The sequence below is a fragment of the Corynebacterium tuberculostearicum genome (assembly GCF_013408445.1).
GTDB classification, from domain to species: Bacteria; Actinomycetota; Actinomycetes; order Mycobacteriales; family Mycobacteriaceae; genus Corynebacterium; species Corynebacterium tuberculostearicum.
Window position 1 is genome coordinate 1245242 of record NZ_JACBZL010000001.1, and the last position, 13461, is coordinate 1258702.

Annotated in this window: 11 protein-coding genes and 3 tRNA genes; 6 read left to right on the forward strand and 8 right to left on the reverse strand. The window is 59.5% G+C overall.

All coding sequences use genetic code 11. The annotated features are described in order from the left end of the window. Nucleotides 1–103: 103 nt before the first annotated feature. The 5 genes from BJ985_RS05885 to BJ985_RS05905 form a co-directional block, all read right to left on the reverse strand. Nucleotides 104–742: a DUF8185 domain-containing protein gene (locus BJ985_RS05885; RefSeq protein WP_005327272.1), complete on the reverse strand. Its 639-nt coding sequence runs from the start codon at nt 740–742 to the stop codon at nt 104–106. A 42-nt stretch (nt 743–784) separates the two neighbouring features. Further along, nucleotides 785–1201, reverse strand: coding sequence for an acyl-CoA thioesterase (locus tag BJ985_RS05890; RefSeq protein ID WP_005324005.1), 417 nt, complete (start codon nt 1199–1201; stop codon nt 785–787). A gap of 25 nt (nt 1202–1226) precedes the next feature. Continuing rightward, on the reverse strand, nt 1227–2897 hold the full coding sequence (gene ettA, locus BJ985_RS05895; RefSeq protein ID WP_005327274.1) for an energy-dependent translational throttle protein EttA: 1671 nt from the start codon (nt 2895–2897) through the stop codon (nt 1227–1229). A 119-nt stretch (nt 2898–3016) separates the two neighbouring features. Continuing rightward, nucleotides 3017–3661, reverse strand: a complete 645-nt coding sequence (locus BJ985_RS05900; protein ID WP_005327275.1) for a single-stranded DNA-binding protein — start codon at nt 3659–3661, stop codon at nt 3017–3019. A 182-nt stretch (nt 3662–3843) separates the two neighbouring features. Then, on the reverse strand, nt 3844–5895 hold the full coding sequence (locus BJ985_RS05905; RefSeq protein WP_179386902.1) for a bifunctional copper resistance protein CopD/cytochrome c oxidase assembly protein: 2052 nt from the start codon (nt 5893–5895) through the stop codon (nt 3844–3846). A 66-nt stretch (nt 5896–5961) separates the two neighbouring features. Between BJ985_RS05905 and BJ985_RS05910 the strand changes: the two genes are divergently transcribed. The 3 genes from BJ985_RS05910 (at nt 5962) to cmrA (ending at nt 7889) form a co-directional block, all read left to right on the forward strand. Continuing rightward, the gene (locus BJ985_RS05910; RefSeq protein WP_201802319.1) at nt 5962–6879 is read left to right on the forward strand and encodes a LysR family transcriptional regulator; all 918 of its coding nucleotides are present in this window, start codon (nt 5962–5964) and stop codon (nt 6877–6879) included. Nucleotides 6880–6918: 39 nt separating this feature from the next. Further along, nucleotides 6919–6992, forward strand: a tRNA-Arg gene (locus BJ985_RS05915). Nucleotides 6993–7088: 96 nt separating this feature from the next. After that, complete coding sequence (cmrA, locus tag BJ985_RS05920; RefSeq protein WP_005327278.1) at nt 7089–7889, forward strand: mycolate reductase; 801 nt, start codon at nt 7089–7091, stop codon at nt 7887–7889. Here the strand turns inward: cmrA and BJ985_RS05925 are convergent. Continuing rightward, the gene (locus BJ985_RS05925; RefSeq protein WP_179386904.1) at nt 7886–9433 is read right to left on the reverse strand and encodes an alanine/glycine:cation symporter family protein; all 1548 of its coding nucleotides are present in this window, start codon (nt 9431–9433) and stop codon (nt 7886–7888) included. The genes cmrA and BJ985_RS05925 overlap by 4 nt on opposite strands. A 210-nt stretch (nt 9434–9643) precedes the next feature. On the opposite strand from BJ985_RS05925, the gene orn reads away from it, so the two are divergent. Together orn and BJ985_RS05935 are read left to right on the forward strand one after the other, a co-directional pair. Then, nucleotides 9644–10291 (forward strand): oligoribonuclease, encoded by a 648-nt coding sequence (gene orn, locus BJ985_RS05930; RefSeq protein WP_179386905.1) that lies wholly within the window; start codon nt 9644–9646, stop codon nt 10289–10291. 49 nt (nt 10292–10340) lie between these two features. Next, nucleotides 10341–10416: transfer RNA gene (locus BJ985_RS05935), tRNA-His, on the forward strand. A 497-nt stretch (nt 10417–10913) separates the two neighbouring features. Here BJ985_RS05935 and BJ985_RS05940 read toward each other — a convergent pair. Further along, the gene (locus BJ985_RS05940; RefSeq protein WP_179386906.1) at nt 10914–11870 is read right to left on the reverse strand and encodes an MsnO8 family LLM class oxidoreductase; all 957 of its coding nucleotides are present in this window, start codon (nt 11868–11870) and stop codon (nt 10914–10916) included. Nucleotides 11871–11899: 29 nt separating this feature from the next. Further along, nucleotides 11900–13129, reverse strand: coding sequence for a L,D-transpeptidase (locus tag BJ985_RS05945; RefSeq protein WP_179386907.1), 1230 nt, complete (start codon nt 13127–13129; stop codon nt 11900–11902). A gap of 212 nt (nt 13130–13341) precedes the next feature. On the opposite strand from BJ985_RS05945, the gene BJ985_RS05950 reads away from it, so the two are divergent. Beyond that, nucleotides 13342–13417, forward strand: a tRNA-Lys gene (locus BJ985_RS05950). Nucleotides 13418–13461 lie beyond the last annotated feature (44 nt).

Sequence of the window (13461 nt, forward strand, 5' to 3'; positions counted from 1 at the left end):
CCCTACCCCTAAGGCAGACTACTTTTCGGGCAATGTCGCCCATTATGGGGCGGTGGTACGCCGAGATTGTTGAACACCAGGGTGTGCGCCCTGGCGGCGAAAGCTAGAACAAGGACAAGCGGGTGGAACGGTAAATGCTGCCAAAGGGGGCGTCGAGTCGCACCCACCGACCCAGCTGAGCCACCCGCAGGTGCCGCGGCACGTCCATCGGGGCGGAAAATCCAGGAATAAGCCCCAGGTTGGTGCAGGCAAAGATCATGCGCATGGGGATTTCGACCGTGGCGCCATCGCCTTCCACCGTGACAACGGTTTGATTCAACAAGCTGGACGGCGGGCCCATCGGGCCAGAAAATTGCCGGGTTAGCTGTTGGCCTTTATCGGATAGATCGCGCACCACGGTAACCGGCAAGGTATCGACCACGCTGTAACCCGTGGCCGGCGGCAAGGCTCCCGGCCAGGATGGATCGCGGGCAGGACCCAAATCTAAGGTGCCGCTAGATTCATGCTCTTTGAGTTGCTCGGCGAGCGTGGCAGCAGAAACCACAGCTCCATCGCGAGACGCGACGCCTTGGACGCGGCGAGAGGCAACCACCTCGAAGGGGGTGGTGACAAAGACATCGACGACGTCGTCAGTCAGCTGGCGCAGCCGCACCGACGCGCCCGCGTCCAAGCCAACCGCGCGCGTGACAAGGGCCCGAAGGCCAGGTCCACCGCTTCCAATTTCTAGAGTCTCGGTGACCATGCCTTCGGGCCCTGCCTTTCTCATCTGTGCTCTGCCCCGCTGCTAGTTGGCAGCGGTATTGTGCAGAATATCCTTTTCCTGGTCCGTCAATGGACGCGGGGTCTGCTGCTGACGGTCAATGACTACCTGCACGCAATCCACGGTTGCCGCGACCTCGCCCTGGGCGTTCTTCACTTGCTGAGTGGTGGTAAACGAGGTGGTACCAATCTGGGAAATGGTAGTTTCCACCTCCACCGTAGTGGTGTCCTTAAACTCCATCGGGCGCTGGAAGTCCACATCGAGGTGGCGCACGAACGCCACGAAGTCGAGGCCTTTGGAATAGATATGTTCCTTCGCAAAGGCCAGGCGCGCTTCCTGGGCGAGCTCGATGTAGTTTGCGTTCATCATGTGGCCGTACATATCAAAATCCGACCAGCGGGTTTGAATACGGTACGTGTGCACGCTTGGGGTTGCCATCATTCTCCTCAGTTAAGGCGTTAGCTACTTAGCGGGTCAGCTTGCGGTGGGTCACGCGGGAAGGACGGGCTGCCTCTTCACCGAGGCGGTCGACCTTGTTCTTCTCGTAATCGCCGAAGTTACCCTCGAACCAGAACCACTGGCCTTCTTCCACATTGCCTTCCCAGGCCAAGATGTGGGTACAGGTGCGGTCCAGGAACCAGCGGTCGTGGGAAATGACCACGGCGCAGCCCGGGAACTTCTCCAGCGCGTTTTCCAGTGAGCCGAGGGTTTCCACGTCCAAGTCGTTGGTCGGCTCGTCAAGGAGGATCAGGTTGCCGCCCTCCTTCAGGGTCAGCGCCAAGTTCAGGCGGTTGCGCTCACCACCGGAAAGCACCTTGGATGGCTTCTGCTGATCCGGGCCCTTGAAGCCGAACGCGGACAGGTAAGCACGCGACGGCATCTCGTTTTGACCAACGTGAATGTAATCTAGGCCGCCGGAGACAACCTCCCAGACGGTTGCCTCGGGGTCGATGTTCTCACGGTTCTGGTCCACGTAGGACAGCTTGACGGTATCGCCCACCTCGACGGAACCGGCATCCGGCTGCTCCAGGCCAACGATGGTCTTAAACAGGGTGGTCTTACCCACACCGTTCGGGCCGATAACGCCCACGATGCCGTTGCGCGGCAGGGTGAAGGAGAGGTCCTTAATCAGGACGCGGTCATCGAAGCCCTTCTGCAGGTCCTTGACTTCCACAACCTTATTGCCCAAGCGCGGCGGGGTAGGAATCTGGATCTCTTCGAAGTCGAGCTTCTTGTACTTCTCGGCCTCGGCAGCCATCTCCTCGTAGCGCTCCAGACGAGCCTTGTTCTTGGCCTGGCGGGCCTTCGAGCCGGAGCGTACCCACTCCAGCTCGTCCTTCAGGCGCTTGCGCAGCTTCGCATCCTTCTTGCCAGCAACCTCCAAGCGCTCCTGCTTCTTATCCAGGTAGGTGGAGTAGTTGCCCTCGTACGGGTAGAGCTTGCCGCGGTCAACCTCACAGATCCAGCCCGCGACGTGGTCAAGGAAGTAGCGGTCGTGGGTCACGGCCAAGACAGCACCCGGGTAATCGGCCAGGTGCTTCTCCAGCCACTGCACGGACTCGGCGTCCAGGTGGTTCGTAGGCTCGTCGAGCAGCAGCAGGTCCGGCTCGGTGAGCAGGAGTTTAGCCAGCGCTACACGACGGCGCTCGCCACCAGAAAGGTTGGTCACTGGGGCGTCGGAAGGCGGGCAGCGCAAAGCTTCCATGGCCTGCTCGATCTTGGAATCAACCTCCCAAGCATCGGCGGCGTCCAGCTCTTCTTGCAGCTTGCCCATTTCTTCCATGAGCTCGTCGCTGTAGTTGGTGGCCATTTCCTCGGCGATCTGCTCGAAGCGCTGCTTCTTTTCAAAGATATCGCCCAAGCCCTCTTCGACGTTGCCGCGTACGGTCTTCTCGTCATTGAGCGGCGGCTCCTGCTGCAGGATGCCCACGGTGGCACCCGGATCCAAGAAGGCCTCGCCGTTGGAAGGCTGATCCAGGCCGGCCATAATCTTCAGAATGGAGGACTTACCGGCACCGTTAGGGCCGACCACACCAATCTTGGCACCTGGGTAGAACGCCATTGTTACATCGTCAAGGATGACTTTATCGCCAATTGCCTTGCGCACGTTTTTCATCGTGTAGATGAATTCGCCCACTTTTACCCCTTTGCAAAAATTTGGGAGACGTATTTATCTACACAAACACTACATCAGAACCACCGCCCAAGTGCCTCGGGTCAGGTACACCCGAGGCGATCAAGCCGGTGGGGAAACGCTTATGCGTTTACTGGGGCGGATTCTGCCTCGGCAGCTTCCTCTTCCACCTCGGCGTCGTCGAAGGAATCTTCTTCCCCACCGCGTGCGGCTACGGCGCGCTCGGCTAGATAGCGGTCGGCCGCGGTATCGACAGCGGTATCTCCCTGCCCTGCCTGCTGCGGCGGCAGGCTGTGGTCCACGTCCGGTTCGATGGCGTTGTCCCCCAGTTCTGGGACCGCAATATTTTCCTGGTTGTACTGCGGAGCGAGCCGCTTGGTACCGATAACGTGGCGGTTCAGATCCAGGCCCACGTACTGCGCCTTAATGAACGTGCGGAAGTGATCGGTGCCCTGGTCATCGCGCCATTGTTCTGTAACTAAGGAGCCCACGATGACCAGCGGCATGCCTTTAGCCAGGGATTTGCGCACATTGATGGCGAATTGATTCCACATTTCGACGTCGATGTAGAGGTGGTCCACGTCGCGCCACTGCGGGGCCTTGGGGTTGTTGCCTTCCGGATCATTGGCGCCGGCATCGACCTGACGGTCCGGAATTCGGCGGGAAGAAGCGACGCGCAGCTTAGCCTTATAGGCCCCAGTTGAGGTCTTGGTCAGGATGGGATCGCGAGTAAGGCGACCGGTCAAAGTAATTGGGTATTGGGACATGGTGCTAGAAAATCCTTTGCTGGATAGTTGGATAGGCGAGTTCGGTTTTCCTCGCTCGCTTCCACATCCTGATGCCGGCGCGCAAGCCGCACCATGCCGGCAGCCCCTACCCTGTGAATAACTTGTTGTACCCGTCAACAAAACTCGGGTTTGGGGGCGATTTCGGGCCGGTTATCCACAGGCTAGCGCCCGCGGAAGCTCGATTCATCGCCGTGGCCCATATCCTGGAGCATCGCGTTATAGCGTTCCAATTCGGCATCATCGTCCGCATCCGCCTGCATATCGTGGCGGCGAGCCGTAGCGCGATCATCGCTGAGCCAATCCAGGAAGAGCTTGCCAAAGACGATAACCAGTGGGAACTGACCAAAGCCCCACGCGATGCCGCCGCCCACACGTTGGTCTTGGAGCAGATCCTGATCCCAGGGCAGCTCCAAATACTGGTAGAAGTCTGCCCCCAACACGCTTTGCAGCTGCATCAGGTACACACCGGCAAAGAGGTGGAAAGGCATGGAAAGGAACAGCACGGCCAACCGGAACGGGGTGGAGTGCCGCTTGGGCAGCGGATCCGGCCCGATGATTTCCCAGAAATAGAAGCAGCCGGAGATGATGAACGTGAAGTTCATAATGAGGTGACCTGCATGTTCCGAGATAGCGAATTGATACAGACTCGGGAACAAGTACAGCACATAGAGGAAAAATAGGTACTGCACGAGGTTGACAAACGGATTGGTAATAAACGCGACGATCTTGGACTGAGTGGCCGCCAGAGCATAGTCGTGCAGGCTGGGCTTCCCCTTCGGTCCTGCCTCAAAGGCCTCCATGAGCAGGGTCAGTGGCGCTCCCAAGACGAGCAGGAGCGGGACCGCCATCGACAAAATCATGTGCACCAACATGTGCATGGAGTACATCGCCGGCATGTACAGGCCTAGGCCGGTAGACATCACAAGGGTCAGGCCCAGCGCACCGCACATAAACCATGCGGTACGCCCCTTACTCCAGGTTAGGCCGCGCTTGTGTACGCGGTAGACGCAGTAGCCATAGGCCGCAGCCAACAGCAGGCCAATGGTGCCAAACATGATGTCGAAGCGGAACATGGTCCACACGTTGAGCACCGTGGGCTTTTCAAACAGCTCATAGCCCATCAGAATCTGCATCGAGTTGAGGTTGGGATCGCGCGGCGCCGGGGGCACAGTGCGGCCCAGCGTGATGGCTACGCCAATCGTGCCGGCCATGACCGCTACTTCCACGATGGCGATGCGAATGAAAAGGCGCGGGTTCTTGCCCAGCTGCGGGATGGTGAGCTCGCGGTGAGCGAGGCCGAAGATGCCCAGCAAAATCGTCAGCACGAATTTGGTAATCAGAATGATTCCGTACGCGGAATCCACCAGATCGGAGATATTCATGCGGATGAGGGTGTTAATCAAGCCCGAAACAGCGAGCACCACAATGGCCATAAAGGCGATGCCGGAGTAGCGCTTCACCGCAAAGGCGAGATTGGGGCCAAGGCGCCGACCATGGGCGATTAGCGCCATAAGCCCGCCTACCCAAAGCATGACGAAGACCAAGTGCCACAGGAGCGAATTGGTGCCGTAATCATGGTCGCCGCCCGCCGCGGAATGGCCTTCCATGCCAATGGGTACGACCTGCATTATGGACAAGAAAAGCAGGACCGGCTGCATGGACCAGCCACGGCCCACCAGCCCGAGAATGCCCACTACCAGGGCAATGACCACGGAGATTGCCCACACAATGGTGGTGGAAATTTCCGTCAGAGCCATTTTCATGATGGAAGGCTCGAATACCTGAGAAAAGGGCGCGCCGGTGAGGTCGGACATAATGAGCGGGATTTCCACGAGCCCCACGGCCGCCATGCCAAAAGAGGCCCAGGTGCCGGTGCGGGCGGCGATGTGGCCATCGACGGACAAGGGGGCATCGATAAGCGCGGCATTGTCCCCGCGCGGAGCGATGAGGAACGACGAGGCCAAGAATGAGCCCACGGACAAAGCCATGAGAATCCACGCCACGCCTCGAAAGAGCGGCAAGCCAAAGGTGGTTATGCGGCCGGGGTCCGGAATGCCTAGCGCCGCCAGGGAATCAGCCAGGAGGAACAGGGAAATAAAACCGGCGATCAGGCCGGCAATAAGCATCGCTGCGATATAAATCCCCCAGGAAGAGCGGGGCTTCTTACCCGCCGCGTTCACACTGTTAACCTTCTCATTTGCCATAGTGCGCATTGTATAGCGCGACCTAGTTTCTCACCTAACACACATTTTGTCTTTACATGTGTCATTATGGAGCTTATGGACACCCGTCAACTTCTTTATTTTCGCGCCGTTGTAGACAATGGCTCCTTCACGCACGCTGCCGAATCCCTCGATATGACCCAGCCGTCTCTGAGCCTTTCCATCCGGAAGCTAGAAAAGGAGCTCAACGCCCAGCTGCTCTCGCGCGGTCGCTCCGGTGTCTCCACCACTGAGGCTGGCGATTATGTCTACGAAACGGCCGTCAAGGTTGATGCGCTGCTGAGCGAAACCCAGCGCCATATCAGCGAAATCACCGGCGACAAGGCAAGCACCGTGTCGCTAGCCTCCGGCGCCATCTTGAACTGGGAATTTACCCCTTCCGCCCTGGCCGAGCTCAAGCGGATTTACCCCACCGCCAATATCTCGCTGGACGACGCCGAACCGGCCACCGCTATCAAGCACCTGCTGGATGGCCAGGTGGACCTAGCGCTCTTGCCGACGTCCGATCCGAAGGCCTTCATTCGCCGCTACTCCCCCGAGCTCACCGTCCACCAGGTGGCCACGTTCGATTATTCCGTCGCCCTTCCCCAGCGCCTCGCCGAGTTGGAATCCCCCGTCTCCCTCGCCGAGCTAAAGAAGGAAACTTGGCTTGTCCCACCGCGCAGCCGCGAACTTCCCGAACTGGCCGAGTTCTATCACGACCTCTGGAATAGCCGCCCGGGCCTCAAGCCGGAAAAGACCCAGGAGGTCGCCAGCCTCAATAGCGCGATTCCTATGGTCTCCAGTGGCCTCGGCGTCAGCATCGTGCCCAATTGCGCACCTGCTGTGCAGCCGCACGGCATTATCACTCGCCCCATTGCTGATGACCTGCCGCGCTACTACGCCATCGTGGCCTACCGCACGGATCGCGAGCTGACCGCAGCTGCCCAAGACTTGGTAGACATCCTGCGCTCGCCGCAGCACACCCTGGCTTAGGTTTCCTCGCCCTAGTGGGCTACTATGAGTGCGTTGTAAGCCCCCATAGCTCAGTGGATTAGAGCAGTGGGTTTCTACCCCATGTGTCGCGGGTTCGAATCCTGCTGGGGGCACCGCGCGAAAGCCTTGAGGCGCCGAGTTTCTCGCCGCTTCAAGGCTTTTTGTTTACGCTAGGACTCACCATGCCCCCACTCCGGAAAGGCTTAACCATGTCACTTCCCGCCCCTTCCCGAACGTCCTACGCCCTCGTTACGGGCGCCAGCCAAGGCATTGGCAAGGCCATGGCGCAGGATTTCGCCGCACTGGGATATAACGTCATCCTTGTGGCCCGCCGCCGCGAGGTCCTGGAGTCCATCGCCGCCGAGCTCGAGCAGCGCCATAATATCGAGGCCATTGCTCTACCGGCGGACCTAGCGGTAGCTGACGACGTCGCCCGCGTGGCCGAGACCATCGCCACCCGCGAGGTGTCGATCCTGGTCAATTCCGCCGGCATCGCCAGCTTCGGCCCCTTCATGGACCAAGACTGGTCGTACGAGACGACGCAGTTCGAGCTCAACGGAACTGCCGTCCACCACCTCACGCGAGCCGCCTTGGAGCAAATGCTGCCTCGCCGCAGCGGCGCTATCTGTAATGTCGGCTCTGCCGCGGGCAATATCCCCATCCCTAATAACGCCACCTACGTTTTCACCAAGGCGGGCGTCAATGCGTTTACGGAGGCCCTACACTACGAGCTGAAGGGCTCCGGCGTCTCGTGCACCCTGCTCGCCCCCGGCCCCGTGCGCGAGGCCACCATCGCAGAGGAAGACCAGTCGATCGTGGACAAGGTGGTACCGGACTTTTTGTGGACCACCTACGAGTCGTGCTCCCAAGAAACCATCGAGGCCATGCGCCGCAATCAGCGCCGCGTGGTGCCCGGCCCGCTATCTAAGGCGATGAATACCCTCAGCCAGGTGCTGCCCACCCCGGTGATTGCACCGCTGGTAGGCAGCTTCTACGCCAAGATGGGCTAGGCCCCGGCGCCTTCTAAGTCCTTGTCTTTGTTTTTGAGCACGCTGCCCTCGCCGCGTGCTCGTTTGCGCTCCACCCAGAAGTCCGCATTCTTAATGCCCAAAGCTTCTGGGTCGAACTGCGGATCCTTGCCGGCCTTCTTTTGCTTTTCGTAGTCCTTGAGTGCCTTGAGGGCAGGGACCTGCAGGAAGAGGATGGCGATGATATTGAGCCATGCGGTCGTGCCGACGCCGATATCGCCCAGCGCCCACGCCGCACCCGGAGTGGTGGTGGCGCCAACCACGACAGAAACAATAATCAGTGCGCGCAGCACCCAAATCAGGCCACGGCGAGCCGTGCGGGAGCGGACCCAGCGGTTGAAGTAGGTCAGGTTAACTTCGGACATGTAGTAGTACGCCAGGACCGTGGTAAAGGCGAAGAAGGCAATGGAGACGGCAATGAAGGTTGGGCCCCAGCCGGCGAAGACGCTATCGAGACCGGACTGCACGTAGCCAGGGCCGACCTCGACGCCATCAGGAAGCGAGCCGTTGTAGACCACTTCGCCGTCCTCGGAGCTGCCGCGGAAGACGGCGTACATATCCGTAGAAATAATCATGAACGCGGTAGCCGAGCAGACGAAAAGCGTATCGACGTACACCGCGAAGGACTGCACAAAGCCCTGCTTAGCGGGGTGGGAAACCTCGGCGGCTGCAGCGGACTGCGGGCCGGTACCTTGGCCAGCCTCATTGGAGTAGATGCCGCGCTTAACACCCCACATGATGGCCGCGCCCAGCATGCCGGAGAATCCGGCTTCCATATTGAATGCGGACCTGAAGATGAGCCCGAAGACCTCCGGAATCTGCGAGAAGTTCATGCACATGACCACCACGGAAATCACGAGATAAATGACCGCCATGAATGGCACGACAATGGTGGCGAAGGTCGCAATGCGCTTCACGCCGCCAATAATGATGATGGCCAGAATGCCCGCCAAGACGACGGCTGCCCAGGTGGAGTTGATGCCCCAGGCGGTATCGGCCGCGGCGGCCACCGCATTGGCCTGGATTGCCGGCAGGAAGTAGCTGGTAGCCAAGATCATGGCGACGGCAAACACGATGCCGTAGACCACCATGAAAGGCGCCGCCTTAGTGTGCTTGTAGGCCTTTTCGATGTAATAGGCGGGCCCGCCGCGGTACTCACCGGTGTCCTGGTCCTTCTCCTTGTAAATCTGCGCCAACGTACTTTCGATGAACGAGGTGGACGAGCCCAACAGCGCCACTGCCCACATCCAGAACACGGCGCCAGGCCCACCGAAGGCGATGGCTGTGGCCACGCCGGCGATATTGCCCACGCCCACGCGGCCGGAGAGCGAAACCATCAAGGATTGGAAGGAAGAAACGCCATCTGCGGACTTTTCTCCGTTAACGATCTGCTTGAGCATGTCCGGGATGCAGCGCACCTGCAGGCCGCGTGTCACCACGGTGAAATAAATACCCGCGCCGAGGCATAAAAACACCAAGACGGGGGACCAAATTACGGTATTGAGGGCATCGAGGAAGTTTGCCATCTGGTCTCTCCTAAGTCTGTCGCACCTCCCGAATGAAGAGCGATTAACCAGAGTATGCCCTAACTCACATCGATGAGTGAGGTAAATCACCGATTAATTTTATGCAGTACAGCGCCACACGTACTGAAAGCTGGCGTTGTCCAGTAGTAATCGCCCCCCAGGGCAGCCCGGCTCGTACCCCATACAGGGGTAAAGGCACGCGGGCGTAGAATGGGCCGCATGCCACATTCCGAGATAGCCGCAAAACACGATCGCCTCGTCTGGATCGATTTGGAGATGACGGGCCTGGACCCCGAACGCCACGTCATCGTTGAGGTCGCTGCCGTCATCACCGATGGCAACCTCAACATCCTGGGCGAAGGCATCGACCTCGTCGTCCACGCCACCGAGGATGAGCTGGCACAGATGGATTCCTTCGTCACCGAGATGCACGCTAAGTCCGGCCTAGATAAGGAAATCCGCGAGTCCACCACCTCCATCGGGGAAGCCGAGGACGCCGTACTGACACTCATTAACGAGCACTGCGATCCGGAGCACCCCGCTCCCCTGGCCGGCAATTCCATCGCCACGGATCGCACCTTCATCCGCACTTATATGCCGCGGCTCGATAGCGCCCTGCACTACCGCATGATCGACGTCTCCACCATCAAGGAGCTTGCCCGCCGGTGGCACCCGCGTGCTTATTTCAACCAGCCCGATAAGGGCATGGCCCACCGCGCACTGCAGGACATCATCGAATCCATCCGCGAGTTGGACTTCTACCGCCGCAGCGTCTTCCGCACCGACGAGGGCCCCACCTCCCCCGAGGCGGAGGAAATCAAGGCTGAAACCACCGCAGATTACCAGGCGTTTTTGTAATTTAGGCGGCGTGAGTTAACCTATATCTCGTTGCTTTCACGCAGCGATGGTGGCTGTAGTTCAGCTGGTAGAGCACCAGGTTGTGATCCTGGGTGTCGCGGGTTCGAGTCCCGTCAGCCACCCCATGTCATGAGTCGCGACATGTTTGACAGATGAGTCGCGACATCGTTGACAAACCGGCATTCCAGTTGCTTTTTGTTCTGGGGTGCCGGTTTCTTCGATCAGGCGGGCAGTGCCAGGGCGCATTGTTCCAAGCAGCAGTACTAAGACGCCGTAAAGAACACCTATGCGTGACGGGCGGAGCCATTTCCCCCTCGGGCTCTAGAAGGTGCCTTCAGCCCTGAATGGCCGCACTTTATTTCGACGCCACTGGATTGCCACCTTCATGGCGTACGGCTTTGACGACAGCCATATTGCGGTTAGGACTGTTCATAGTGTCAAACATGTCCCGACTCACCAGTCAAGCATCACCCGACACGGTAAGGTAGCCCTAAGCGTCAAATATGTCGCGGCTGATCTGTCAAGCATCACGACGGTTCCCTCAGGCACAGACTGTCAAATATGTCATGAACTCAGACACCGTCAGCCACCCCAAGTGCCCGAGCCTTGCGCTCGGGCTTTTTCAGTTTTCCGCCTGCAGGCTCGCCAGCAGCTCCTCCGAGCGCGCCCGACCGGCCACATCTGGCATATCTCCGGTCACCACAAACTCGCTTACGCCCAGCCGCTTGCCGACGCCCCTTAGCTCCTCCCCCACTTCCTTCACCGTTCCCCACACGTCATGGGCCAGCGCTTCCTCAATGCGCCGGCGCTGCTGCCCCGTCAGCGCATCCATATCCAGCTCCCCTGCAGGCCGCAGGGCCGCGAACTCGCCGGTAGATTGCGCGAGTACCTTGGCATAGACCTCCGGTAACAACAGGTCACGGGCGGCCGCGGGCGTATCGGCAACGGCGATATTGAGCGAAGAGATGATAGGCGGGGCGTCGGCAAGCGCATGCTCCCGATACACCCGCGCGGCCGCCTCCTGCGTGGCCACCGGACCACCCAAGATGACGCCGAGCCCCATCTTGGCCGCAACCATGGCCGATCGAAAGCCCGCCAACACGTAGATCGGCGTGCCCGCATACTCCGGCCGCACCGTCACCGCCTCCTCGCCGCGCAGGTAGCGCAATAGCGTCGCCAGCTCCGCCTCAAAGCGCTGCTTCACCTCGGCCGGGTCGCCCTGGTGCAGTGCCCGCCGCACCGGGCCAGTAAAGCCGACAGAGGAACCAATCCCAATATCGATGCGCCCGGGATACAGCGCCTCGAGGAGGTTTATCTGCTCGGCCACCAGAAACGGCGGGTGATTCAACAGCATGACGCCGGCCGTGCCCACCCGAATGCGCTGCGTGCGCGCCGCCACGTGGGCTGCCAACATCCCCGGCTGCCCCGCCGGAATGCCCGGCACGCCATGATGCTCGGCCACCAGAAATCGCCGGAAACCAAGCCCCTCCACGTGCCGGGCGTGCTCAGCTACCTGGTCCAACGGCCCGGCCGCCCCGCGGTCTAAAACAGAAAAGCGCATGGCCACCACTGTAGCCATGCGCTCATCGCCTGCGCCGCTCTTGGGCGCTACTGATTGGCGTCCGCGTTGCCCTTAGACCACTCGCCCCAGGACATATTCCAGTCACCTAGGCCATCCAGCGCATTAAGCGTTTCACCGTAGGTATTGAACACGCGCACCACGTCGCCGCGCTTCATGGTTTCCTGGAACCACTGTGCGGCCTCCGGCGTCACGTTAATGCAGCCGTGCGAGGTATTGGTATTGCCCTGCGCCCCTACGGACCACGGAGCGGAGTGAACATAGATGCCGGAATAGGACATCTGCGTAGCCCAGTCCACGGTCGTGCGGTAGCCGCCTGCCTCATGGGCTAGGCCAAAGGTCTCCGAGTCCATGACTAGCTGCGGGTGCTCATCACCGATGATGTAGCGCCCGTTCGGCGTATCGTACTGATAATCGCGGCCTAGCGAGACCGGGATGGCGCGCAAGAACTTCTTATTCTTAAAGACCTTCATGGTCTTGGTGGCGTTATCGATAATCGCCACGGTGCGGTCACCGATGGTGAAATTGGTCTTGGCGTTCTCGCCGCCGTAAATTCCGCCGCCTAGGTCCTTGCCATACTGGTCCACCTTCACCTCAACCTTGGTGCCAGGCTCCCAGTATTCCTTTGGACGCCAGCGCACCTCTTGGTTGTTGACCCAGTAGAAAGCGCCCTTAACCTCAGGGTTGGTGGTCACAGTAATGGTCTTCTCGGCCGCCTTGCGGTCCGTAATCGGCACGCCGAAGTTCACGCCAATGACCTGGCCTACGCCGACCTCAGAATCCGGGATTGGGCTAAGCGAGACTTCGGCAACGCCCGCTGCTTGCGGGGTGGAAAAGCTGAGTTTCTTCTTGTTGCCATCCACATCGGAGGCCACGATGGAATAGGTGTGGTTGTAGCCCAGGTCCTCCGCCGTAGACCACGTCTTGGCGTCCTTGGAGAGCTTTTCTTTGACTTCCACGCCCAGTTCATTGGTCATGGTGACGCTCTTGAGCTTGCCGGTGGTCTTCACGGTGACGGGCTTAGACGGATCCACGTTCTTCGCCCCGTCTTTCACGGAAGCCTTCAGACCATCCTTTTTCTTTTCGGACTCTTTGCCACCATCTTTCGCGCCGTTCGCGCTTGCGGCGGCGGTGGATTCTTGGTCAGCGGCCTGATTCTCGGCAGAGGAATCAGAGGAGCAGGAGGCGGCGGCTAGGGAAATGCACGCAACGCCCGCGGCCGCGATGAGGCGGCGCGCACTAGGGAGGGAATGTTTCACTGAGTTGCCCTTAGACACGTAATTGCTGCTTTCAAAGACCAATTTAGATTAGCGTCTCGCTCCAGCAATTACCAGAAGCCACTTCAGGCATTAACCAATTCGTTATACACTCCTAAAAACATGCGATGACCAGGCGATTTTACACTTTTCAAGAATGGCTGCTAGAGTATCTACTCGTTGCACAGAGAGCCACACGGCAGGAAGTCAACAATGCGCCATTAGCTCAATTGGCAGAGCAACTGACTCTTAATCAGTGGGTTCGGGGTTCGATTCCCTGATGGCGCACCACTTAAAAATTTAAATTAAAAAATTAGGCCGGGCAATCGCCCGGC